The sequence below is a fragment of the Pseudomonas sp. AN3A02 genome (genome assembly GCF_011765255.1).
Classification (GTDB): Bacteria; Pseudomonadota; Gammaproteobacteria; order Pseudomonadales; family Pseudomonadaceae; genus Aquipseudomonas.
Genome location: NZ_JAARNI010000001.1, coordinates 1,556,162 through 1,577,928, shown reverse-complemented (window position 1 = coordinate 1,577,928; position 21,767 = coordinate 1,556,162). Strand labels below are relative to the sequence as shown.

21 protein-coding genes are annotated in these 21,767 nt (G+C 62.5%); 9 read left to right on the top strand and 12 right to left on the bottom strand.

The window, feature by feature from the left end; all coding sequences use genetic code 11:
• The first annotated feature begins 12 nt into the window (after positions 1-12).
• From HBJ59_RS07195 to HBJ59_RS07185, 3 genes are all read left to right on the top strand, one after another.
• Complete coding sequence (locus HBJ59_RS07195) at positions 13-1,620, top strand: carboxyl transferase domain-containing protein (protein WP_076014202.1); 1,608 nt, start codon at positions 13-15, stop codon at positions 1,618-1,620.
• Positions 1,621-1,753: 133 nt separating this feature from the next.
• On the top strand, positions 1,754-2,560 hold the full coding sequence (locus HBJ59_RS07190; protein ID WP_167663105.1) for a gamma-carboxygeranoyl-CoA hydratase: 807 nt from the start codon (positions 1,754-1,756) through the stop codon (positions 2,558-2,560).
• Positions 2,557-4,494 carry an acetyl/propionyl/methylcrotonyl-CoA carboxylase subunit alpha gene (locus HBJ59_RS07185; protein ID WP_167663104.1) on the top strand — a complete coding sequence of 646 codons (1,938 nt, stop codon included), beginning with the start codon at positions 2,557-2,559 and terminating at the stop codon, positions 4,492-4,494. The genes HBJ59_RS07190 and HBJ59_RS07185 overlap by 4 nt, the downstream gene beginning before the upstream one ends.
• Here the strand turns inward: HBJ59_RS07185 and HBJ59_RS07180 are convergent.
• Entirely contained in the window at positions 4,491-5,138 is a 648-nt protein-coding gene (locus HBJ59_RS07180; RefSeq protein ID WP_167663103.1) for a LexA family transcriptional regulator, read from the bottom strand. The genes HBJ59_RS07185 and HBJ59_RS07180 overlap by 4 nt on opposite strands.
• A gap of 130 nt (positions 5,139-5,268) precedes the next feature.
• On the opposite strand from HBJ59_RS07180, the gene HBJ59_RS07175 reads away from it, so the two are divergent.
• Positions 5,269-5,631, top strand: a complete 363-nt coding sequence (locus HBJ59_RS07175) for a DUF6124 family protein (RefSeq protein ID WP_167663102.1) — start codon at positions 5,269-5,271, stop codon at positions 5,629-5,631.
• Between the two features lie 464 nt (positions 5,632-6,095).
• The gene (locus HBJ59_RS07170) at positions 6,096-7,247 is read left to right on the top strand and encodes a M14-type cytosolic carboxypeptidase (RefSeq protein WP_167663101.1); all 1,152 of its coding nucleotides are present in this window, start codon (positions 6,096-6,098) and stop codon (positions 7,245-7,247) included.
• Between the two features lie 55 nt (positions 7,248-7,302).
• Here the strand turns inward: HBJ59_RS07170 and HBJ59_RS07165 are convergent, their stop codons facing one another.
• Complete coding sequence (locus HBJ59_RS07165; protein ID WP_076014209.1) at positions 7,303-7,842, bottom strand: cytochrome b; 540 nt, start codon at positions 7,840-7,842, stop codon at positions 7,303-7,305.
• A complete protein-coding gene (locus HBJ59_RS07160) occupies positions 7,839-8,921 on the bottom strand; it encodes a catalase family peroxidase (protein ID WP_076014210.1) in 1,083 nt (360 codons plus the stop codon). Before HBJ59_RS07160 ends, HBJ59_RS07165 begins: the two co-directional genes overlap by 4 nt.
• Before the next feature lie 171 nt (positions 8,922-9,092).
• Here HBJ59_RS07160 and HBJ59_RS07155 point away from each other — a divergent pair, with 171 nt between their 5' ends.
• Both HBJ59_RS07155 and HBJ59_RS07150 read left to right on the top strand, forming a co-directional pair.
• On the top strand, positions 9,093-9,599 hold the full coding sequence (locus tag HBJ59_RS07155; protein ID WP_167663100.1) for a sigma-70 family RNA polymerase sigma factor: 507 nt from the start codon (positions 9,093-9,095) through the stop codon (positions 9,597-9,599).
• Complete coding sequence (locus HBJ59_RS07150) at positions 9,596-10,348, top strand: anti-sigma factor (protein ID WP_076014212.1); 753 nt, start codon at positions 9,596-9,598, stop codon at positions 10,346-10,348. The genes HBJ59_RS07155 and HBJ59_RS07150 overlap by 4 nt, the downstream gene beginning before the upstream one ends.
• Here HBJ59_RS07150 and HBJ59_RS07145 read toward each other — a convergent pair.
• The 7 genes from HBJ59_RS07145 to HBJ59_RS07115 all read right to left on the bottom strand — a co-directional run bounded on the left by HBJ59_RS07145 (position 10,345) and on the right by HBJ59_RS07115 (position 16,664).
• Positions 10,345-11,250: a spore coat U domain-containing protein gene (locus HBJ59_RS07145; RefSeq protein WP_167663099.1), complete on the bottom strand. Its 906-nt coding sequence runs from the start codon at positions 11,248-11,250 to the stop codon at positions 10,345-10,347. The genes HBJ59_RS07150 and HBJ59_RS07145 overlap by 4 nt on opposite strands.
• An 82-nt stretch (positions 11,251-11,332) precedes the next feature.
• Positions 11,333-13,723 (bottom strand): fimbria/pilus outer membrane usher protein, encoded by a 2,391-nt coding sequence (locus tag HBJ59_RS07140; RefSeq protein WP_167663098.1) that lies wholly within the window; start codon positions 13,721-13,723, stop codon positions 11,333-11,335.
• A 41-nt stretch (positions 13,724-13,764) separates the two neighbouring features.
• Positions 13,765-14,550 carry a molecular chaperone gene (locus HBJ59_RS07135; RefSeq protein WP_167663097.1) on the bottom strand — a complete coding sequence of 262 codons (786 nt, stop codon included), beginning with the start codon at positions 14,548-14,550 and terminating at the stop codon, positions 13,765-13,767.
• A gap of 26 nt (positions 14,551-14,576) precedes the next feature.
• The gene (locus HBJ59_RS07130) at positions 14,577-15,029 is read right to left on the bottom strand and encodes a spore coat U domain-containing protein (RefSeq protein ID WP_178124259.1); all 453 of its coding nucleotides are present in this window, start codon (positions 15,027-15,029) and stop codon (positions 14,577-14,579) included.
• 52 nt (positions 15,030-15,081) lie between these two features.
• Positions 15,082-15,618, bottom strand: coding sequence for a spore coat protein U domain-containing protein (locus tag HBJ59_RS07125; protein WP_076014343.1), 537 nt, complete (start codon positions 15,616-15,618; stop codon positions 15,082-15,084).
• A gap of 18 nt (positions 15,619-15,636) precedes the next feature.
• Entirely contained in the window at positions 15,637-16,179 is a 543-nt protein-coding gene (locus HBJ59_RS07120; RefSeq protein WP_076014216.1) for a spore coat protein U domain-containing protein, read from the bottom strand.
• Positions 16,173-16,664, bottom strand: a complete 492-nt coding sequence (locus HBJ59_RS07115; RefSeq protein ID WP_167663439.1) for a spore coat U domain-containing protein — start codon at positions 16,662-16,664, stop codon at positions 16,173-16,175. Before HBJ59_RS07115 ends, HBJ59_RS07120 begins: the two co-directional genes overlap by 7 nt.
• A gap of 229 nt (positions 16,665-16,893) precedes the next feature.
• On the opposite strand from HBJ59_RS07115, the gene zapE reads away from it, so the two are divergent.
• Together zapE and HBJ59_RS07105 are read left to right on the top strand one after the other, a co-directional pair.
• On the top strand, positions 16,894-18,009 hold the full coding sequence (gene zapE, locus HBJ59_RS07110) for a cell division protein ZapE (protein ID WP_167663095.1): 1,116 nt from the start codon (positions 16,894-16,896) through the stop codon (positions 18,007-18,009).
• 10 nt (positions 18,010-18,019) lie between these two features.
• Entirely contained in the window at positions 18,020-19,342 is a 1,323-nt protein-coding gene (locus HBJ59_RS07105; RefSeq protein WP_167663094.1) for a leucine-rich repeat-containing protein kinase family protein, read from the top strand.
• A 122-nt stretch (positions 19,343-19,464) separates the two neighbouring features.
• Here HBJ59_RS07105 and HBJ59_RS07100 read toward each other — a convergent pair whose 3' ends face one another.
• The gene (locus HBJ59_RS07100) at positions 19,465-20,172 is read right to left on the bottom strand and encodes a YebC/PmpR family DNA-binding transcriptional regulator (RefSeq protein WP_076014219.1); all 708 of its coding nucleotides are present in this window, start codon (positions 20,170-20,172) and stop codon (positions 19,465-19,467) included.
• A gap of 109 nt (positions 20,173-20,281) precedes the next feature.
• Positions 20,282-21,595, bottom strand: coding sequence for an MFS transporter (locus HBJ59_RS07095; protein WP_076014220.1), 1,314 nt, complete (start codon positions 21,593-21,595; stop codon positions 20,282-20,284).
• Positions 21,596-21,767: the final 172 nt, after the last annotated feature.

Below are 21,767 nucleotides of genomic sequence, written 5' to 3'. Positions count from 1 at the left end.
GGAGCGCGCACCATGGCTACCCTGCACACCCAGCTCAACCCGCGCTCGGCGGAATTCGCCGCCAACAGCGCGGTGATGCTCCAACAGGTCGACGCCCTGCATACCCTGCTCGCCCAAGTGCAGCAAGGCGGCGGCGCCAAGGCTCAGGAGCGGCATACGTCCCGAGGCAAACTGTTGCCCCGCGAGCGGATCAATCGCTTGCTCGATCCTGGCTCGCCGTTCCTTGAACTCAGCCAACTGGCCGCTTACCAGGTGTATGGCGAAGACGTGCCGGCGGCCGGGGTGATTGCCGGGATTGGTCGGGTGGAAGGCGTCGAGTGCATGATCGTCGCCAACGACGCCACCGTGAAAGGCGGCTCGTACTATCCACTGACGGTCAAAAAACACCTGCGCGCCCAGACCATCGCCGAGCAGAACCGCCTGCCGTGCATCTACCTGGTGGACTCCGGCGGCGCCAACCTGCCGCGTCAGGACGAAGTGTTCCCGGACCGCGAACACTTCGGGCGGATCTTCTTCAACCAGGCCAACATGAGCGCCCAGGGCATTCCGCAGATCGCCGTGGTGATGGGTTCCTGCACCGCCGGTGGCGCGTATGTCCCGGCGATGGCGGACGAAGCAATCATGGTTCGCCAGCAAGCCACGATCTTCCTCGCCGGCCCGCCGCTGGTGAAGGCGGCGACCGGTGAAGTGGTCAGCGCCGAAGACCTGGGCGGTGCCGATGTGCACTGCAAGATTTCCGGGGTCGCCGACCACTATGCCGACAGCGACGAACATGCGCTGGCCCTGGCCCGCCGCAGTGTGGCCAACCTCAACTGGCGCAAGCTGGGGCAATTGCAACAACGCACGCCGCTGGCACCGCTTTATAGCAGCGAGGAGCTGTACGGCGTGATCCCGGCTGACGCCAAGCAACCGTTCGATGTGCGCGAAGTGATCGCACGGTTGGTGGACGGCTCGGTGTTCGATGAGTTCAAGGCATTGTTCGGCACCACCCTGGTGTGCGGTTTTGCGCACCTGCACGGCTACCCGATTGCGATCCTGGCCAACAACGGCATCCTCTTCGCCGAGGCCGCGCAGAAAGGCGCGCACTTTATCGAGCTGGCCTGTCAACGCGGGATTCCGCTGCTGTTCCTGCAAAACATCACCGGCTTTATGGTCGGCCAGAAATACGAAGCCGGCGGCATCGCCAAGCACGGTGCCAAGCTGGTGACGGCCGTGGCGTGCGCCAAGGTGCCGAAATTCACCGTGATCATCGGCGGCAGCTTCGGCGCCGGTAACTACGGCATGTGCGGCCGCGCCTATGACCCGCGTTTCTTGTGGATGTGGCCCAACGCACGCATCGGCGTGATGGGGGCTGAACAGGCGGCCGGCGTTTTGGTGCAGGTCAAGCGTGAGCAGGCTGAGCGCGCAGGCCAGGGTTTCAGCAGCAACGAGGAAGCCGCGATCAAGCAGCCGATCCTCGACCAGTACGAAACCCAGGGCCACCCCTACTACTCCAGCGCACGGCTGTGGGACGACGGCGTCATCGACCCGTTGCAGACCCGCGACGTGCTGGCCCTGGCCTTGTCCGCCGCGCTGAACGCCCCCATCGAGCCGAGCCGCTTCGGCGTGTTCCGCATGTGACCTGTAGGAGCGAGCTTGCTCGCGATGGTCGTCAATGCTGACGCGGGCAGTCTGGATGAATACGGCGCCCTCAGGTTTTTCGCGAGCAAGCTCGCTCCTACAACATGCATCACATCATCATGGAGCTCCTTACATGAGCGATTTCAATACCCTCGAACTGGTCACCGACCCGCGTGGCTTTGCCACCTTGTGGCTCAGTCGTGAAGCCAAGAACAACGCGTTCAACGCCGAAATGATCCGCGAACTGATCATTGCCCTGGACCAGGTGCAAGGCGACCCGGCCCTGCGCTTCCTGGTACTGCGTGGGCGCGGCAAACACTTCAGCGCCGGTGCTGACCTGGCCTGGATGCAGCAGTCGGCCGAGCTGGATTATCACACCAACCTGGACGATGCCCGTGAGCTGGCAGAGCTGATGTACAACCTCGCCAAGCTCAAGATCCCGACGCTGGCAGTGGTTCAGGGTGCGGCCTACGGCGGAGCCTTGGGATTGATCAGTTGCTGCGACATGGCAATTGGTGCCGATGATGCGCAGTTCTGCCTCTCGGAAGTACGCATTGGCCTGGCGCCGGCGGTGATCAGCCCGTTCGTGGTGCAGGCAATCGGTGAGCGGGCTGCCCGCCGCTATGCCCTGACGGCGGATCGCTTTGGTGGCCAGCGGGCGCGGGAAATCGGTTTGCTGGCGGAAAGTTATCCGGCTGATGATTTGGACGTCCACGTCGAAGTGTGGATTACCAACCTGCTGCTCAACAGCCCGGCAGCCATGCGCGCCAGTAAGGATTTGTTGCGCGAAGTCGGCCACGGCGCGCTGACGCCAGCGTTGCGTCGCTATTGCGAAAACTCCATCGCCCGGATCCGCGTCAGCGCCGAAGGCCAGGAAGGCTTGCGCGCCTTTTTGCAAAAACGCGCGCCCAACTGGCAGCCTCAGGAGCCGCGTTCATGAAGACGCTTACCACTGTATTGGTGGCCAATCGCGGCGAAATCGCCTGCCGGGTGATGCGCACCGCCAAGGCCATGGGTTTGACCACCGTGGCCGTGCACAGCGCCACGGACCGCGACGCGCGGCATGCCCGCGAAGCGGATATCCGCGTTGACCTGGGCGGCAGCAAGGCCGCCGACAGTTACCTGCAAATCGACAAATTGATCGCCGCGGCCCAAGCCAGTGGCGCCCAGGCGATTCACCCGGGTTATGGGTTTCTTTCGGAGAACGCAGGGTTTGCCCGCGCGATTGAAGCGGCCGGGTTGATCTTCCTCGGCCCGCCCGCCTCGGCCATTGATGCCATGGGCAGCAAATCTGCGGCCAAGGCGCTGATGGAAACCGCCGGTGTGCCGTTGGTGCCCGGCTACCACGGTGACGCCCAGGACCTGGAGACCTTTCGCCAGGCGGCTGAGCGTATCGGTTACCCGGTGTTGCTCAAGGCCACGGCAGGCGGTGGCGGCAAGGGCATGAAAGTGGTCGAGGACGTCAGCCAACTGGCCGAAGCCCTGGCCTCGGCGCAGCGGGAAGCGCTGTCCTCGTTTGGCAACGCGCAGATGCTGGTAGAGAAGTATTTGCTCAAGCCGCGCCACGTGGAAATCCAGGTGTTTGCCGACCAGCACGGCCATTGCCTGTACCTGAATGAGCGTGATTGCTCGATCCAGCGTCGCCATCAAAAAGTCGTCGAAGAAGCCCCCGCGCCGGGCCTGAGTGCCGAGCAGCGCAAAGCCATGGGCGAAGCAGCGGTGCGTGCCGCCCAGGCCATCGGTTACGTGGGCGCGGGCACTGTAGAGTTTCTGCTGGACGCCCGGGGCGAGTTTTTCTTCATGGAGATGAACACCCGGCTGCAGGTGGAACACCCGGTAACCGAGGCAATCACCGGCCTGGACTTGGTGGCCTGGCAGATCCGTGTGGCTCAGGGCGAGCCACTGCCGATGACTCAGGAGCAAGTGCCGCTGCTGGGGCATGCGATTGAAGTACGTTTGTACGCCGAGGACCCGGCCAATGATTTCCTGCCAGCCACCGGGCACCTGGCGTTGTACCGCGAATCCACGCCAGGGCCGGGGTGCCGGGTGGACAGCGGTGTCGAGCAAGGCGACAACGTCTCACCGTTCTACGACCCGATGCTGGGCAAGCTGATTGCCTGGGGCGAAGACCGCGAGCAGGCGCGCCTGCGGTTGCTGGGGATGCTCGATGAGTTTGCCGTGGGTGGCCTGAAGACCAACCTGGGCTTTTTGCGGCGCATCATCGGCCATCCGGCGTTTGCGGCGGCTGAACTGGATACCGGGTTTATCCCGCGTTATCAGGATGAGCTGCTACCTGCACCAGGCGATCTGAGCGATGAGTTCTGGCAGGCAGCAGGCCAGGCGTTCATGCAGACCCAATCGAGCAGTGATTCCAGTTCGCCTTGGGCAGACATGAGCGGCTTTCGCGCCGGGTTGCCTGCCGAGGTTTCCCTGCATTTGAGCTGCAACGGCCAGGATCGCCTGGTGATGCTGCGTGCCTGCGTTAACCCGCCACAGTTGCGTGGCGAGCAGTTGCTGATCGACCAGCAAGGCGTACGCCGCTCCCATCTGGCGGTCCGCGAGGGCGGCCGTGTGTTTCTGCGTTGGGATGGCGAGGTGCATAGCGTCAGCCTGTTCGACCCGATTGCCGCGGTCGACGCCAGCCAGTCCCATCAGGGCGGCCTGACCGCGCCGATGAACGGCAGCATCGTGCGGGTGCTGGTGGAGGTCGGGCAAACGGTTGAAGCCGGTACGCAGTTGGTGGTGCTGGAAGCCATGAAGATGGAACACAGCATCCGCGCGCCCCATGCCGGCGTGGTCAAGGCGCTGTACTGCCAGGAAGGTGAAATGGTCGGTGAAGGCAGCGCCCTGGTGGAACTGGAAGCCGCGAGCTAAAACCTCGTGACCGCCTGCACCACCACGCCGATGATCCGGCATTCTTCGCTGAAGAGCATTTTCGGGTAGGTCGGGTTGAGCGGTACCAGGTAAAGCTGGCCGCTTTGCTTCACCAGTTTGCGCAAGGTGGCCTGGGGATTGAATGCCCATTGGGCCACCACCAATTTGCCGGGCTCGGCCTTGATGGCCGGGTCCACCAGAACCATCATGCCCTCGCGGATACTCAAGCCGCTGGGGGCAGCCATGGCATCACCGATCACCCGCATCCAGAACGCTTTGCCACGGGCGTGATAGTCGCTCATCTGGAAACGGGCAGCGTTGTAAGGCCGAGATTCTTCCTGCACTTGGTACGCTCCCTTTCCGTCGCTCAGCGGGTACCGGTAATTCGGGTTGTAGTGCGGCACTGGCTCCAATTCCTGCTCCACCGGTGCAAGCGCTTTTTCGCGAATCACCAGCGCCACCTCGAGATAATCGAGGCCCAGTTCCTGCATCACCCGGTTCATGTCGGCGAGGCTCGGCACCCGGCGCTTGTTCAGCCAGTGGCCGACTCCGCCCTGAGACATGCCCAGGCGCGACGCCAGCTGGTCCTGCGTGACCTTGCGGTCTTTCATGCTGGCCTTGACCAACGCTATCCACTTATCCATGGGGCCTGACAATACGTTGTGTAGTCACAACGACAATAAACAGTTTGTAGTAATCAATAAAACGCCATAAATACGATTAGTACTAATATCGGTTGCAGGCTTTCGACATCCACCCAGAGCACCGACCTTTATGACGACAACCCCGTATTCCCTGCCCGAAATCTGCGATGAAGACGAACTGCTGTTCATGCGCAGCAGCGGCGCCGCCCAGCGCGCACTGGACTATTACCTAAAAGAGGATGGCACGCCGCCCGCCGTTGACGACACCCTGTTCGCGGTCAAGCCAGGCATCAGCGACGAGGAAGCCCTGGTCCACGCCTCCGACCTGCTGCGCAGCGCGGCGGCTACCGCATACGAATCGGCAAACAGCGCCCACGGCAATAGCCGGGACCTGGCGTTTTCAGTGGTCTATTTGATTGATATGGCGAAGGTGATGGTGGAGCGGTCGCTGCGGGTTTCGGCGAGGGACACCGAACAGTCGGCCAGGATGTAACAGACGCGAAGGAAAAATATTTCTATCTGAGGGATAAAAACATTTGACTTGCAAATGATAATGATTATTATTGGACCTAGCTGATCGCGAGATCAGTCGATAGACCAAGAGACCTTAGGTCGGACTCTTGGAATATCTCCTCATCAGGCTAATCACGGTTTTTGACCCGGCTCTTTGGCCGGGTCTTTTTTTTGCCAGTTTTTCCTGGCGTGGCTTCAGGCTAATGAAGACTGTGTTGCTTGATGGCGCGCATGGTAGCAAAAGACCATCGCCAAAAGAAAGTCGATCGAGCGCTCTAGGCCGGTTCTTCCCAAAATAGCACTTGAGAATCAATCTCATAGATTCTAAGCTGCTGCGGCGTCAAGGACGACGCCCCCTCTATTCCCCGCAAAAATTGCATCCAGGCTTTACCCCGCTCCGGTGTAAAATGCCCGCCACAACACTCATATTCAGGCAACCAGACTATGACCGTGGCCTTGACCTCTATCAAGATCAGCACCGACTTCGACAGCGGCAATATCCAGGTGCTCGACGCCAGTGATGCCCACCAGTTGCTGCTGGCTATCAAGCCCGATACGCGCAGCCAGCACTTCCAGTGGTTCCACTTCAAGGCCGAAGGCATGCACGTGGGCCACACCCACACGTTCCGCCTGAGCAACGCGGGCCATTCTTCCTACAAGCACGCGTGGAGTGGCTACAACGCAGTAGCGTCCTACGACCATATCAACTGGTTTCGGGTGCCCACCCGCTTTGATGGCGAGACACTGCACATCACCCTCGAAACCCGTGAAAAACAAGCCTGGTTCGCCTACTTCGAACCCTACAGCCGCGAACGCCACGACTGGCTGATCGACCAGGCGCTGAACCGCGCCGGCACGCACTTGCTGGCCACCGGCAAAAGTGTCGAAGGCCGTGATATCCCACTGCTGCGCCGTGGCAAAGGCGAAGCCGGCAAGCGCAAGGTCTGGATCATCGCCCAGCAGCACCCCGGCGAACACATGGCCGAATGGTTTATGGAAGGCGTCATCGAACGCCTGCAACAGGACGGTGACACCGAGCTGAAAAAACTGCTGGCCGCCGCCGATCTTTACCTGGTGCCGAACATGAACCCCGATGGCGCGTTCCACGGTCATCTGCGCACCAACGCCATGGGCCAGGACCTCAACCGCGCCTGGCAGAGTGCGAGCCAGGAGATCAGCCCGGAAGTGCTGTTCGTGCAGCAGCAAATGGAAAAATACGGCGTCGACCTGTTCCTGGATATCCACGGCGACGAAGAAATCCCCTACGTGTTCACCGCCGGTTGTGAAGGCAACCCCGGCTACACACCGCGCATCGAGCAGTTGGAGAAACACTTGCGCAGCCACTTGAGCGGCCTCACCCGCGACTTCCAGACCGTGCACGGCTACACCCGCGACCTGCCGGGCGAAGCCAACATGACGTTGGCGTGCAACAGCGTCGGCGAGAAGTTCGATTGCCTGTCGCTGACCCTGGAAATGCCCTTCAAGGACAACGACGACGCGCCCAACCCCCTCACCGGCTGGTCGGGCAAACGTTCGATGCAATTGGGCAAGGATGTGCTGAGCAGCGTGGCGGATATCGTCGGCGTATTGCGCTAACCCTCCACTGTCCCCGACGACGGCGGCACCACGGCTGCCGTCGTCGGGCAAAGCTTCAGTCCTTGGTCCCGGTCATGCTTTGCAGCACGCCGTCACGCCGGATCAAACCGTGGAACAGCGCCGCCGCCAGGTGCAGCAGCACCGTCAGAAACAGCAAATAAGCCAGGTAACCGTGAGCCTTGCGCAACACCGCAAACAGCGGCGCATTCGCCCCCACCAGTGCCGGCAATTGCACCGAGTTGCTGAGCATCACCGGATCACCGGCCGCCGAAATCATCGCCCAGCCCAACAGCGGCAATACCAGCATCAACGCATACAGCACCACATGGGACGCCTTGGCCGCCAGCACTTGCCACAGCGGCAAGTCCGCCGGAAGCGGCGGCTGACGGGTGGAAAACCGCACCACCAAGCGCACGATCACCAGCGCCAGGATCGCAATCCCCAACGGTTTGTGCAGGTGGATCAGCCACTCGTGGCGTTCCGATACCGAGGCCACCATGCCCGCGCCGATAAACAGCATGGCGATGATCATCAACGCCATCAGCCAATGCAGCAGCCGCGCCAGTGGAGCGAAAAACCGGGGTTGGGCATTCATGGCTTCGACTCCTGAGGGGCGCTGTGCAACTGGCTGACTTCGCTGGTGCGACGCAGGTAGGAACTGGCGTACGCCGCCGAACGGGCAGCCAGCAGCGGGTCATTCGAGGCTTCGATACCGCTCGGCAGAACCAGTGGATCAAAGTTGATGTCGCGGCAATCGCCGTCCATTTGCGGCTGGCTGCTTTCCAGCACCAGGGTGCCGGCGTTCAATACTTTGTGCTCACCGGTCCAGGTCTTGCTGGCGTCATCCACCGGGTCTCCCGGGTTGGCCAGAGTGACGTTCAACTGCCAGCGCAGCGGCCCGGCCACCAGGCGCTGGGCCAGGTCTTTTTCGAGGAAATCGCTGCCGGCGGGCGCCGTGGCCCCCGCTGCATCCTGGCTTTGGGGCACGACGCCCCAGCGCACGGCCTGGCGTTGACCGCTGGCGTTTACCAGGTAGAACGCGTTGATCCCGTTATAGGTTTCGGTGGCGTAGCTGGCGGAAGGCTTGGCGGTCTTGACCCAGGCCAGGAACGGCGCGGTCTCGGGATGCGCCGCGAAGAACGCCGGCATACCTGCCGGGTTCGGCTTGCCAGTGGCCGGGTCAGGTGCGCCAGCTTTGAGCATCTCAAAGAAGGCCTCAGGCGTGCCCACCGGGAACACCGGCATGCTGTTCATCCCCGTGCGCCATTGCTGGCCGTTGGCCAAGCTGAATTGCAGGGCAAAACTGCGGATCGGCACGCTGCTGTCCGGCGCATACGGGTTACCGCTGGGCAGCGCAAAGCGCCCGATCACCGGGGTGCGCGCTTCGCTGAATACCTGGGCACTGGAGTACTGGCGCGCCTCGGGGCTGCTCTCGAAATAACCGGCCACGCACACGCCCTTGGCGTGGTTGCGACGGTAACCAGGGTGCAGGCCGTTGTTGGTTTCCAGGGCGTTGACCAAGGTTTTTGGGCGCAAGCGTTGTGGGTCGAGGCTGCCGTTAACGTAGGCAAACGCCCCGGCCACAACCGCAACCACCACGCCGATGCTGGCCAACCGAATTATCAGGCTTGCGGTGCTCAGCGGCGGACGGGGCGGTGATGAGTGATCTACCATGAAATAACTCCAGGGCCAGGGGCCTTGAGTGGGTGAAACATAAGGTCGGAACACTTGGGACGAACGCCAGCGCACTCTATTCCCTGGCCTGCTGTTTATTTTTATTGGCCTGGAATAACCTTCAACGCCGGACGTCTTCCTAGTCCCAGCGTAGTGACTAGCCAGAATCCCATGCACGAACTCGACGAACAGTTACGTGAACTCATCCCCAGGCTGCGGCGATTTGCCGTGTCCCTCACGCGTAACAGCAGCAGTGCCGATGACCTGGTGCAGGCGAGCCTTGAACGCGCGATCATCAGTTGGGCCGACAAACGCCTCGAAGGCGACTTACGCGCCTGGCTGTTCTCGATCCTCTACCGGCAGTTTCTCGATGCCCATCGACGTTCCCGGCGGTACACGCGCATGCTGGAATTTTTCACCGGCCGCGATGATTCGCAGCCGTCGGTCGAGCGCACCGTCATCGCGCAATCGACCCTGCAAGCCTTCGATAAATTGAACACCGAGCAACGTGCCCTGCTGCTGTGGGTTTCGGTGGAAGGCTTGAGCTACAAAGAAGTCGCCGACATCCTTGAGGTGCCCCTGGGCACCGTGATGTCTCGCCTGTCCCGCGCACGCCAGGCCCTGCGCCAGCTCAGCGACGGCGAAATCACCAGCCCTGCCCTGCGGATACTCAAATGATCAGCTTGCCTCCCAGCGAACGCGATTTGCATGCCTACGTCGATCACCAGCTCCTGGACGCTGACCGCCGCCAGCTCGAAACCTGGCTGGCAGCCCACCCGGACGTCGCCGCCCAGGTGCACGCCTGGCAACAGGACGCGCAGCACCTGCGGGCGTCCTTGAGCGGCTTGCTGCAACAGCCGGCCAACCCTGAGCTGGACCCGGCCCTGATCCGTCAGCGAGTCAAACGCCAGTCACGCCGCCATCTCGCGACGGCCGCCATGCTGTTGATTGCCGTCAGTGTCGGCGGGCTCGGTGGCTGGCAGGCCCGCCAGGCCACCCTCCTCGAGAGCATGGCGCCCATGAGCGACGCGATGCAGGCCTACCGCCTGTTTGCCCAGGACGGCATCCTGCCGGCCGACTATCACGTGCAAGGCGGTGGCGACATGCAAGGCTGGCTCGACCGTTACTTCAACCAGGCCTACCGCCTGCCGGACCTGAGCCAGGCCGGGTTCAAGGCGGTCAGTGGGCGCCTGCTCAGCACCGAACAAGGCGCCGCAGCCATGGTGCTGTATGAAGACCCCCAAGGGCGACGCATCAGTTTCTATATCCGTCCGCCGGGCCCGGAAAACAAATTTCTGCCCCGTGGCAGCCGCAGTGCCGACGGGCTGCAGGCCGAATACTGGTCGGGCGCGGGCTACAACTATGCGATGGTCAGCCCGCAAGACCCGTCGACCACGCGGATGCTCAAGCAGACGATGCGCTTTTAGAAACCTACATCCAGTACCACGTTGTCGACGTAGACGCCCGCCGGCGGTGTGGCCTGGTTGGTATAGATCGCCGCGTTGTAATTGAACACCTGGCTGCCGGTGCCCAGGCCATTCCCGGGATTCACCTCAGCCGTGGAGCTGGCGCGCCGGGCGGTGCTCACGCTGCCCCAGCGGGTGGTCGTGGCGCTTTTGAAAATGTCGTAATTCAGGAAATTGCTGCCAGAAACCATCCGCCGCTGCCCACCCACACTCACCGGGTTCTGGCCGTCGCTGATGCCCACGGTGTAGGCGCTGCCCTTGGTGCAGGCAATCGTGGCCTGCCCGGTCACACTGGAAAAGCCACTGATCACCGGCGCGCTGCCGAAGCTGATGTTGGGCGCGGTGATCTGGCAGTCGTTGCTGACCGTCAGGGAAGATGTGCCCGAGCCGGAATCCCGGAAGACACACAGCGACCCAACCCCCAGCACCGAGCAATAGTTCCAGACCCAGGCGATGCTGAGTGTCTCCGTGTAGAGGCCGGCCGCCACGTTGCTGCCGGTGATCGAGCTCAGGTAAAGCGGCAAGGTCTTCGTGCCCGGCCCGGAAACCAGGCCAACGCTTTGGGCAATGCCCGTCGCGCCGAAATCGAATTGGGTGCCACGGTTGATCGGGTAACTGGTGCTGTTGTTGCCGTAAATCGTATAACCGATGACATCCCCGGTAGGGCCGACCATGCCGCTGGTGGCCGAGGTGATGGTTGCATAGAAGTGATCACTCGCTGCCAGCAGCGAAATCAACGTGGCCCCGCAGTTCAAGCCTGCGTTGGTGGTGGAACTGGTTTGGGGCGCGGTGCGCACCGTCATCGAACTGATCGAGCCAAAACTGGCCGGCGACGTAGCTCCCGGCGCCGAACACGCGGCCATACCCTGTGCCGAAAACCCCAGCCCCACAAGCCCCAGCAGTCCAACTATCCATTCCTTGCCCCTCACACTCACACTCCTTATTTCATTGGCAAACCAGCGGCCCGATCAGCGGCACCTGCTCCTCGTTGATATCCAGATCAAACGTTGCCTGGCAGGTACGGCCCTCACCCACAGTGACTTGCAAGGTGTTGTGGGCCGCCAGGTTCTCCAGGTACACCAGGCCCTCCCAACCCACCACCGCCCGCGCCCCGGTCTGCTCATGGCGCACCTGGCTGCCCAGGGGCAGGTCCTGATGCTGGGCATCCACCAGGGTGATACTGGCCGCGATCACCCGGCGCACCGGGAACTCCAGCAGGTAGCCGCTGCCGCGACGCACCGCCACGCGTTGCTCGACATTCGGGGTCTGCACGTTGACCGGTAGGTTCAGCGGGTCGATTTCATACTTACCGCGGTAATAAGCGCTGCTCCACGGCACCAGCAGATGCCCGTTATGATCGGTTTCACCCACCAACTGGTTTTCATAGAGCACCGGCACCCCGGCATAGCCGTCGGTGCTCACCACCACAAACGCGTCATTGACCCGGTTGGCCGCGAACACTTGCTTGTCCATCCACACCAGCGAGCCGCTGGCATCCGCCCAACGGGTCTCGGCGTCGCTGCTGCCATACACGCCTGCCTGCAATTGCACCGACTGCATGCGCCAGGTCAGGTCGGCCTGGCGATAGGCCGGCCCGTCGCCACTGGCATACCCCAGGTTGTAGCCCACGCCGCCTTCGGACGGCACCGCCCGGCTGTAGTTGACCCGCTGGCGACTCTCGCCGGCCTGGCTGCGCTCGTTGCTCAGGGCCAGGCTGCCGTAGATGTCGAACGGGATGACCAGCTGCGCCTGCATGGCCCAGTTGCTGTCACCGACCTCGCGGTTGGCCGACAGGTAGAAACTGGTGTTGCGCCACAGCTGTTTGCTCCAGGTGAGGTTCATCAGCCGGGTGCGGGAGTCATCGGCCGCCTGCACATCGAAATAGCCGGCACCGATGCTGCCGAAATCGTTGAGGTTCAGGCTCAGGGTCACCTGCTCACTGCGTTTGCTGAGGCTCGCATAAGGGGTGTCGACCAGGGTCAGGTCGGCGTACTGGTCGCGGCGCTCTACCCGCTGGTAAGACAGGCTGTAGCGTTGGTTGCTGTATTGATAACCGAAGCTCAGTTGCTGGCCGGTCTCGCCGTCAAACTGGCTTTGGCTGAGGGCCGTGTTGAGCACCCCGAAGTTGCCCAGCCGCACGTTGCCGCCGAGCCCGCCCAGCGTCAGGTCGCCCGAGGCTTCGGCATGGCTTTCCAGGGTGAAGTAGTCCGACACCCCGTATCGAAACGTGCCGCTGGCCACGCCGGGGCCGTAGCCAAAATCCCGAAGGGTGTAGTCCCTGCGCAAATTACCAGCCGCCACCGAAAAGTCCGACAGGCCTTTTTGCAGCAAGGTACTGGTGACGTAGAACGGCACTGTGGTTGAAACCTGGCGACCCAACGCATCGGTGGTGACGACCACCGCTTCGCCGGCACCGTTGATAAACGGCACGTTGGTCAAGGTGTAGGGGCCTGGCTGCAGGTCGGCGCTGCTGGATTTGTAGCCGTTGATAAACAGGTCCACCGACGACGGCACCGCCGCCTCCCCGGCGAACTGCGGCAAGGGATAAGTCACCAGGTCCGGGCGTACACCGAAGTCTCGCGACACTTGCACCCCGCCCAGGCGCACCGAACTGCTCCACGGCAACGCGCCGCTGATCACGTCGCCCGCCTCGTAGGTCAGCAGGCGTTCATCGTCGGAAAAGCGCCAGGTGGTGTCATAGCGCCGGTAGCCATTGTCCAGGGTACCGCCGCTGGTCTGGCCGCCAAAGGTGGTGCGGTACTGGCCGGTATTGGACAACGTGCCCCACGTGTCGAACAACCGCACTTCGTTGAAGATACCCAGGTAAGTGCCGGCATCATCGGTGTCATTCAAGTAGGCGTCGTAGTTGAGCAACGCACCAAAACTGGTGAGCGCCTGGGTGCGCGGGTAGTTATTGCGGTTGCCGATGAACTGCGCCGGCAACCACGCCGGCGGTACTGTCAGCATCAGGCGCTGGCCCTGGCTGTCGTAATCGGTGTGCAAGTCGGGCACCTGGTCCAGTGCGACTTCAGTGGTGATGCCGGCCGGCAGCTTCATGCCGATATCCCGTAAGGTCGCCGCCGGCAAAAACAAGCCACCGGCGCGTTGATCCACGGCGACCACCCGGCCGGTATCCAACTGGTTGACCACCAGTTCGAGGAACAACTGTGCATCGGCCACAGCCTCCATGTTGCTGGGGGGCGGCGGCAGCGGCGCGGCCATGCCAAGCGGCGCAAGCGCCAGGCCAGACAGGCCACCCACCCACACCGATCGCCATCGAATACGAGCCCGTTCATGGCTCACCAAGGCATTGTGTCCATCAATGGACATCTCCATCCGTTAAGATCAAGGGCGACTCCATGCCCTATTCCATTGCGTTACCGTCCCGGTGCAAGGTTCTCCAGTTGCGTTGCGCCATTGACCCGTACCTGCAACGGCTGGTCGCCCGCGACACCTTCCGGCACCGGCCAGCGCATGGTTGCGCCCGGCAGCACGTAGCCCAGCAAGCCGTCCACCAGCGGCCGGGTTTGCCCGCCCTGCTTGAATGCCACATCGGTCAGCCGCGCATGCACGGCGCCCTGGTTGCGCATCTCCACATAGTTGCGCCCGCCCACCGTGACTTTCTTCCAGCTCAGCTCCGGCTTGCCCGCACCCTTGGGGTCGCGCTGGCGGGTCGCGTCGTCCTTGCTCCACAGGCCTGCGCCGTAGGCGAACAAGGGCACCGAATAGCGCATCTGAAAGCGGATTGCGGCGGCCGTCTTGCCATCGGCGGCAGGCGTTTCAGGCACGGCGCCAGGAATTTCGTCGATGATGATCCGATACGCCAGCTCCTGGCCCGGCGGTATTTCTCGCGTGCGGGTCAGGCGCACCAGTTGCTTCTGCCCCGGCTCGATCTTCGCCACCGGCGGGCTGCCGATCACGTCGCGCTGGTTCTGGTATTGCTCGTCGAAACCGCCCTGGCTCCAGGCAAATACCCGAATCTGCAGGTTGGCGGTCTCTGTACCGCGGTTCTCCAACCACAAGGCGCTGGCCTGTTGATCGGCTTCCAGCACCGGGTCAATGGGCCAGATCAGCACCGAGCTGGCGGCCTGGACCTGCCCGGCGCCCAATGCCACCAAGCCGATAAAACCCGCGACCCAATACCGCCGGGAAGCTGCAAACATAGATTCCACTCCTCATGCCAATCGCCTTACCAGGACAGCTGCACCTGCAGCACGTCGCTGTACGTCCCCCCAGGCTGATTACCCGGTAACACCACCCGGCCGTAAATCGGCAGGGTTATATTGTTTGCGTTGCTATAGGCCACGCTGACGCTTTGACTGATCCCCAGGCTCTGACTGAACGCCGCGTCCCGAAACAGCTGATACGCCACTTGGGCACTGCCGCTATTGAGCTGCATGCGCCGGCCACTGACGTTGTGCAAACCGCCATCGACGGTCATGTTCAAGGTGACTCCCGGCGTGCACTGCAGCGTGACCCCGCCGCTCAGCGCCACCGACACCGTGCTGGTGGACAACGATGAGTAGCTGCCGAACGCCAGGCTGCCGTAATTCGTGCCACCGCCCACCACCAGGCAGCCTGCGGCAATCGTCGCGCTGACCTGGATTGTCTGGGTAGTCACCGCCAGCAACGACAACGGCATCCCCCAACCCGTGAGGACCGCCAGCACCGCCCAGCAGGCCCGTTTCATGGCACTAGAACGTCAGTTGCACGGACACCGTATCGGTATAGGTACCGGCCGGCAGCCCTACCTTGCCCACGGCCTGGCCGTAGATATTCACGGTTTGCGCAACCCCCGTGCTCGCGCCTACGTTGATGGTTCCGTTGATCGCCAGGAGCGTCGAATGCCCGGTGTCGGTGTAGAAGTCATACGGCACATAGTTGGCAACACCGTCGTAAAGCGCCCGGGTGCCGCCGGTGGACTGGCCGTCATGGGAGCCGGCGCCGACGGTGATCACCGGCGAGGTACCCGACGAACACTGGATCGACAACGCGCCCCCGCCACCGCCCAGCACTTGGCCGGACTGGGTGGTGAACTGGCTGTTGGTGGTGCCGAAATTGATCGTACCGAAGTTCAAACCGGTGGTGCCGCCCACGCCGTTGACCAGGCAGCTGTTGGTCAGGATCAACGTGGAGCTGATCTGCCCGGTGACCGTGGTGGCCGCTTGGGCGCCCGACACCCACACCAGTGCGATTAATGGAAAAACTGCTTTAGATACAAGTGCATGCATGATGTCCATCCTCATGATTTACCAATCCAGAGTCACCGTCAGGGTGTCTGTGTAGATGCCGGCCGGTAGGGCCCTGGTATTCGCCACCACCGAGCCGAATACCGGGATCGGTACCTGTGCGCCCTTGGTCACGACGAAATTGCGTTGCTGGCCGATGCTGTAGGTGCTCAGGCCTGCGGGGTCGGCCGACAGCCGATACGGTATGGTTTGCCGGCCATTGCTCAGGCGCCGGGTGGTGCCATCGCCATGGGCGCCACCGTCGATGGTCACGGTGAAGCTGCTCACCACCGAAGGGTTGCAGGACACCGCCAGCGCCGCCTTGTCGCCATCACTGATGCCGGCGCCCAGGCCCTTGTCCCAGGTAGGCCCGTGGCTGCCGAAATCCAGCAAGGCCGAGCCGCCATCCGGGCTCACCGGCGCGCTTTCGGTGCCCTTGCTCACCTGGCAACTGGCGGTGATCACCAGCCGTGCATGAATCTGCCCGGCCACCGCCGCCTGGGCGTCCTCGGCCAGCAGCAACAGGCCGCCCAGCGCCACGCAGGCCAGGCCGCGGCTTACCATGTCACCGTCACTTTGAGCAGGTCGGAATAACGGCCCACGGCGGGAATGTGCTTGAGCGGTTCGATGCGTCCGTAGAGCGGCAAGTCCACGGTGCCGGAGTCGGGCACGCGCCCACTCACCGGCACGTCCACAGCCAGGGGGATGCGGCGCGCGGCGTCGGCATAAATTCGGTAGGGGATGGGCTTGATCGAAGGGGTTGCGGCGCCCAGGTAACGCACTTCGCCGACGCCGCCATGCAGGCCGCCGTCGACACGCATCTGATACGGCGTGTCCGGGTTGCACTCAAGGCGTGGTTGGCGCTGGCTGATCAAGGCTGCACTCAACGGACCTGCCGGGTCATCCAGGCGGGCGCCGCTGCCAAAATCCAGCACACCGAGCTGCTCGATACCTGCTTCGCGCGTGGTGCCGACCAACTGGCACCCCCGCTGCACGTCGATGCGCACTTCAACCTGGAGCTGAGCGCCATAAACCGTGTTGCAGAGCATCGCGCTCATGATTGCCAAGACTGCTTGTCCCTTCACTGCCCCAAATCCTTATACAGGGGTGACTGCTGTGTATGAGGTTAGTCACTTGAGGGGAATCCGCCAGTCAAGTCGTTGTTTTGGATCCATTCAGCCATGCCTTTTCCAGATAGCTCACCCTGTGCTTCTCTATTGGTCAAACCGCAACCGGCGCTCTAAAGTGAGCGACCACCGAAACACAGAGTGACTGACATTGGCTGCCTTACCGCCCCTGCTCAAACGGTTGCTGGGTAAACCTGCGGCCACCGACGCCGACCCTCGCATCGCGGCTTTTTTTCAAGGCAAGGCTCGGCAACAGGGCTATACCCTCAGCCCCAGCCAGTTGCAGGTCATCGAGACCATGGCCCGGCAAACCGCGCACCTGCTGGCCGGGCGCCCTACCCGCAGCCTGTACCTGCACGGTGCCGTGGGCCGGGGCAAAAGCTGGCTGCTGGACGGGTTTTTCCAGGCACTGCCGATGGCCGAGAAGCAGCGCGTGCACTTCCACGACTTCTTCGCCCACCTGCACCGCGGCATGTTTACCCATCGCCAGCAGCGCGATGCCCTGGGCGTGACCCTGGATGAACTGCTCGATGGCTGCCGCGTGCTGTGCTTCGACGAGTTTCACGTGCACGACATCGGCGACGCGATGCTGATCAGCCGACTCTTCAAGGCGCTGTTCCGGCGCGGGGTGTGGGTGCTGGTGACCTCCAATTACCCGCCTGCCGGGCTGTTGCCGAACCCGTTGTACCACCAGCGATTCAAGCCGGTGATCGAGCTGATCAGTGCGCGCATGGACGTGATGGAAGTCAGTGCCCCCCAGGATTATCGCGGCCTGGCCCAGGCCCATGGCGATCAGCGCTTTACGGCAGGCCGGTTCGTCTGGCCCGGCACACCTGCGCAACGCGAGGCCCTGGGCCTGCCGTCAGCGGATCACCCACCACTGAGCCTGGCGGTCGGTGCCCGGCAACTGATTGCCCGCAGGCATCAGGGCCGCAGCATCGCCTTCACCTTCAGCGACCTGTGCGAACAACCGACCGCGGTCATGGACTACCTGCAACTGTGCCGCGACTATGACCATTGGATCATCGACGGCCTGCCGCATCTGGCGGAGTGCCCAATTGCCACCCAGCAACGGTTCATCAACCTGGTGGACGTGCTCTACGACCAGGACAAACACTTGGTGCTGATCGGCGAGCAGCCGCCGGAAGAATCCCTCAGTGGCCAGGCGATCGACTTGGCCCGCACCGCCAGCCGCCTGGGGCAATTGCAGAAGATCGGGCCGCAACCCGCTATCATGAGCGCCATTCACGCCCCTATTGCCGAGTGACGCGCCGTTCATGGATACCCTTGCCCAACTCAAGGCCGGCCAATTGGCCGGTATCAAACGCCTGGACCTGTCCTGCGGACTGACCGAGTTCCCCCGGGAAATCTTCGACCTGGCCGACTCCCTGGAAATCCTCAACCTCACCGGCAACGCCCTCAGCAGCCTGCCGGATGACCTGCACCGCCTGCCCCATTTGCGTGTGCTGTTCTGTTCGGAAAACGCCTTTACCGAACTGCCGGAATGCCTGGGCCAATGCGCGCAGTTGAGCATGATTGGCTTCAAGTCGAACCAGATCAGCAGTGTGCCGGCGGCATCGCTGCCGCCACTGCTGCGCTGGCTGATCCTCACTGATAACCGCATCAGCCAGTTGCCGAGCGAGCTGGGTGAACGGCCGTTGCTGCAAAAACTGATGCTGGCCGGCAACCACCTGGAGCAGTTGCCGCCCAGCCTCGCCCAGTGCAAAAACCTCGAACTGATCCGCATCGCCTCCAACCGCCTGACCCGTCTGCCCGACTGGCTGCTGACCTTGCCGAGCCTGACCTGGCTGGCCTACGCCGGCAACCCGGTAGAAATGGCCGCGGAAGAGGCCCGGCATGACCCGACGCCAAACATTCCCTGGTCAGAATTGGTGTTGGACGACGTATTGGGCGAAGGCGCTTCCGGGATCATACGCAAGGCGTCCTGGATCCCGCCAAACGGGCTGGCCAAGGCGGTCGCGGTCAAGCTCTATAAGGGCAGCATTACCAGCGACGGCTCGCCCCTGCACGAAATGCACGCCTGCATCGCTGCCGGACTGCATGCCAACCTGATCAAGGTAGAAGGCCGTGTCGTCGACCACCCGCAAGGCCAGGCGGCGCTGGTGATGCAACTGATCGAGCCGAGCTACCGCAACCTCGCGGCCCTGCCGAGCCTGGCGTCGTGCACCCGGGATATCTACGAGCCCACCACCCGCTTCAGCGCGGACGTGGCGTTGCGCATGGCCCGGGGCATCGCTTCGGTGGCGGCGCACCTGCATGCGCAAGGCATCACCCACGGCGATTTGTACGGGCATAACATTCTGTGGAATGAGGCCGGTGAGTGTTTGCTGGGGGACTTTGGTGCCGCGTCGTTTCATGCCACGGTCGACAGCGAGGAAACCCGCGCGTTGCAGCGCATTGAAGTGCGGGCGTTTGGGGTTTTGCTGGGGGAGTTGCTGGAAAGGATTGATACGGGGTTAAGCGAGGAAAAGCGCGCGGCGCTGGAAGCCTTGCGGGATGACTGCTGCCAGCCGGATGTGCTGGCCCGGCCAGGGTTAGAGGAAATCACAACCCTGTTGCAGTCTTCTAAACACCGCTAAACCCATGTGGGAGCGGGCTTGCTCGCGAAGGCGGTGTGTCAGTCAATACATACTTGGCTGGTACACCGCATTCGCGAGCAAGCCCGCTCCCACATTTGGACCGAGTTCACATCAGATTAGAATTAACCCGCCAACCCGACGAACATATCCTGCACGTCATCATGGTTGTCCAAGCCTTCCAAGAAGGCTTCGACTTCAGCCATCTGCTCATCGCTCAAACCGCTTACCGGGTTCTTCGCGATGTAGCCCAGCTTGGCCGATAACACGGTGAAACCCTGCTCCGGCAAGGCTTTCTGCACGGCGTCCAGGTCGGTGGTCTCGGTGATGAACAGGGTCGTGCCCTCTTCTTCGCCTTCTTCGAAATCCTGCGCACCGGCTTCAATCGCGGCCATTTCCGGATCGGCTTCCGGGCTGTCCGGCGAGGCTTCGATCAGGCCCACATGATTGAAGTCCCAGGCCACGGAGCCGGACGCACCGAGTTGCCCTTTGCGGAACGCCACACGGATTTCTGCCACGGTGCGGTTGATGTTGTCGGTCACGCATTCAACGATCAGCGGCACCTGGTGCGGGGCAAAACCTTCGTAGGTCACACGGTGGTATTGCACGGTCTCACCGAGCAGACCGGCGCCTTTCTTGATCGCGCGTTCCAGGGTTTCCTTGGGCATCGAGGCTTTTTTGGCCTGCTCCACCACCAGGCGCAAGTGTGCGTTGGTGGAGGTGTCGGCACCGTTACGGGCAGCAATGGTGATCTCTTTCACCAACTTGCCGAAGATCTTGCCCTTGGCATTGGATGCCGCTTCTTTATGTTTGACTTTCCACTGTGCGCCCATGACTCACTCTCTTCTGTCCATCGCGCCGAGACGTCTACTGGCCGGCGCTTTGGGGGCAGAGTTTATAGCGCTGAAACACTCTAATCCACCAAAAAACCGGCCATGCCCCTCAGGTCCGCAAGGGATTGATTGCGCGCTCACGGTCGGGCACGAAGTCGCCCACCTGCGCCAGCACCGCCGGCCTGGCGTTCCAGTACGGCATCAACACCAGCGAGGAAAACAGCGCGGCACCGGCAAACACAATGAACACTGTGACCGTGTCGAAGTAGCCCGGCAGCAAGCCGCCGAGGATCGCCCCCACCGAGCCGCAGCCGTTGACGAACCCCGCCGCCGTCGCGCCGGCCTTGGCGGTGCCGAAGTCGATGGCGGCGGTGCTGCTGATCATTGAGTCCGGCCCGTACAGGGTCAGGCCCATCACAAACAGCAGCGCCATCACCAGCGCCACACTGCCGGTGTGCAAGGCGCCCATGAACAACGCCAGGGCCACCGTCAGCGCCAACAGGCTGAGGACACAGGCCGGCATGCGCCGGGCGCCGAACAGTTTGTCGGACGCCATGCCGATCATGATCGGGCCCAGCAACCCCGCCAGCTCGAACGCCGTCGGCACAATCGCCGCGCCGACCTTGCCCACCGACGGCATCTGCTCATACACAATCACCGGCCCCCACAACAGGATCGCGTAACGCGCCGGTTTCAACAGAAAATACGCCAGCCCCAGGGTCAACACCGTGCGGTTGCGCAAAATGGCACGCAGCGGCTCCAGCACACTGGCGTTCTTTTCAGCAGCAGTCTGTTCCGGCTCCGGTTCCACCGCCGGCAAGCCCACATCCTGTGGCGTGTTGCGCTGAAAAATGAAAAACAGCACCGCGACCACGGCGACCACAGCGGCACTGGAGATAAACGCCGCATGCCAGGTGCCGATCAGCGTATACGCCCACCATCCGGCAAAGGGCGACGCCACCAGGCCGCCAAAGGCGTAGCACGAACTCCATAACCCCAGCACCCGCCCACGCTGCTGCGCCGGGAAGAAACTGCCAAGGTTCTTGCATAGCCCGGACCAGCCAGTGGACTGGGCCAGGCCCTGGATCAACATGCAGGTGACAAAGATCGGCAAGGTGGCAAACGTGCCCATCACCAGGGCGGCGGCGGCGGAAATCAGCAACCCGCCGAGTACCACCACACGTGGCCCGAAACGGTCGGCGAGCATGCCCCAGGTGAACTGGCCAACGGCGTAGGCCGCCAGGTAGATGCCATCCAGGTTGGCCATCATCATCTTGTCCAGCGGGAAACTCGGGTCGTCGACGATCCCCAGTTTGGCCACCGAAAAGGCTTTGCGGGTGAAGTAGAAGGCGGCGTACGCCAGCCAGGTGATGGCGAAAATCTGCACGCGCCAACGCTTGATGCTACTCAAGGGAGTATTCATGGTGGTTCTGACCTCGGGTGTGAGTGTGCCGGCAGAATGAAAAGCAAACGCCTGTATTTTTATTGTTGAGCACTGCAGTACCGGCGCCTGGGAGGCGGCGGTGCTGGTCAGATGAGTCCTGCTGGTAAACACGCAAAAGACCCATGGCCGCCAAAGGTGTAGGACTCGACCT

Excerpts from the sequence above, each read along its gene's own strand:
- HBJ59_RS07195 (WP_076014202.1), top strand. The coding sequence starts at position 13 with ATGGCTACCCTGCACACCCAGCTCAACCCGCGCTCGGCGGAATTCGCC.
- HBJ59_RS07190 (WP_167663105.1), top strand. The coding sequence starts at position 1,754 with ATGAGCGATTTCAATACCCTCGAACTGGTCACCGACCCGCGTGGCTTT.
- HBJ59_RS07185 (WP_167663104.1), top strand. The coding sequence starts at position 2,557 with ATGAAGACGCTTACCACTGTATTGGTGGCCAATCGCGGCGAAATCGCC.
- HBJ59_RS07180 (WP_167663103.1), bottom strand. The coding sequence starts at position 5,138 with ATGGATAAGTGGATAGCGTTGGTCAAGGCCAGCATGAAAGACCGCAAG.
- HBJ59_RS07175 (WP_167663102.1), top strand. The coding sequence starts at position 5,269 with ATGACGACAACCCCGTATTCCCTGCCCGAAATCTGCGATGAAGACGAA.
- HBJ59_RS07170 (WP_167663101.1), top strand. The coding sequence starts at position 6,096 with ATGACCGTGGCCTTGACCTCTATCAAGATCAGCACCGACTTCGACAGC.
- HBJ59_RS07165 (WP_076014209.1), bottom strand. The coding sequence starts at position 7,842 with ATGAATGCCCAACCCCGGTTTTTCGCTCCACTGGCGCGGCTGCTGCAT.
- HBJ59_RS07160 (WP_076014210.1), bottom strand. The coding sequence starts at position 8,921 with ATGGTAGATCACTCATCACCGCCCCGTCCGCCGCTGAGCACCGCAAGC.
- HBJ59_RS07155 (WP_167663100.1), top strand. The coding sequence starts at position 9,093 with ATGCACGAACTCGACGAACAGTTACGTGAACTCATCCCCAGGCTGCGG.
- HBJ59_RS07150 (WP_076014212.1), top strand. The coding sequence starts at position 9,596 with ATGATCAGCTTGCCTCCCAGCGAACGCGATTTGCATGCCTACGTCGAT.
- HBJ59_RS07145 (WP_167663099.1), bottom strand. The coding sequence starts at position 11,250 with ATGGCCGCGTGTTCGGCGCCGGGAGCTACGTCGCCGGCCAGTTTTGGC.
- HBJ59_RS07140 (WP_167663098.1), bottom strand. The coding sequence starts at position 13,723 with ATGGAGATGTCCATTGATGGACACAATGCCTTGGTGAGCCATGAACGG.
- HBJ59_RS07135 (WP_167663097.1), bottom strand. The coding sequence starts at position 14,550 with ATGTTTGCAGCTTCCCGGCGGTATTGGGTCGCGGGTTTTATCGGCTTG.
- HBJ59_RS07130 (WP_178124259.1), bottom strand. The coding sequence starts at position 15,029 with ATGCCGTTGTCGTTGCTGGCGGTGACTACCCAGACAATCCAGGTCAGC.
- HBJ59_RS07125 (WP_076014343.1), bottom strand. The coding sequence starts at position 15,618 with ATGCATGCACTTGTATCTAAAGCAGTTTTTCCATTAATCGCACTGGTG.
- HBJ59_RS07120 (WP_076014216.1), bottom strand. The coding sequence starts at position 16,179 with ATGGTAAGCCGCGGCCTGGCCTGCGTGGCGCTGGGCGGCCTGTTGCTG.
- HBJ59_RS07115 (WP_167663439.1), bottom strand. The coding sequence starts at position 16,664 with ATGCTCTGCAACACGGTTTATGGCGCTCAGCTCCAGGTTGAAGTGCGC.
- HBJ59_RS07105 (WP_167663094.1), top strand. The coding sequence starts at position 18,020 with ATGGATACCCTTGCCCAACTCAAGGCCGGCCAATTGGCCGGTATCAAA.
- HBJ59_RS07100 (WP_076014219.1), bottom strand. The coding sequence starts at position 20,172 with ATGGGCGCACAGTGGAAAGTCAAACATAAAGAAGCGGCATCCAATGCC.
- HBJ59_RS07095 (WP_076014220.1), bottom strand. The coding sequence starts at position 21,595 with ATGAATACTCCCTTGAGTAGCATCAAGCGTTGGCGCGTGCAGATTTTC.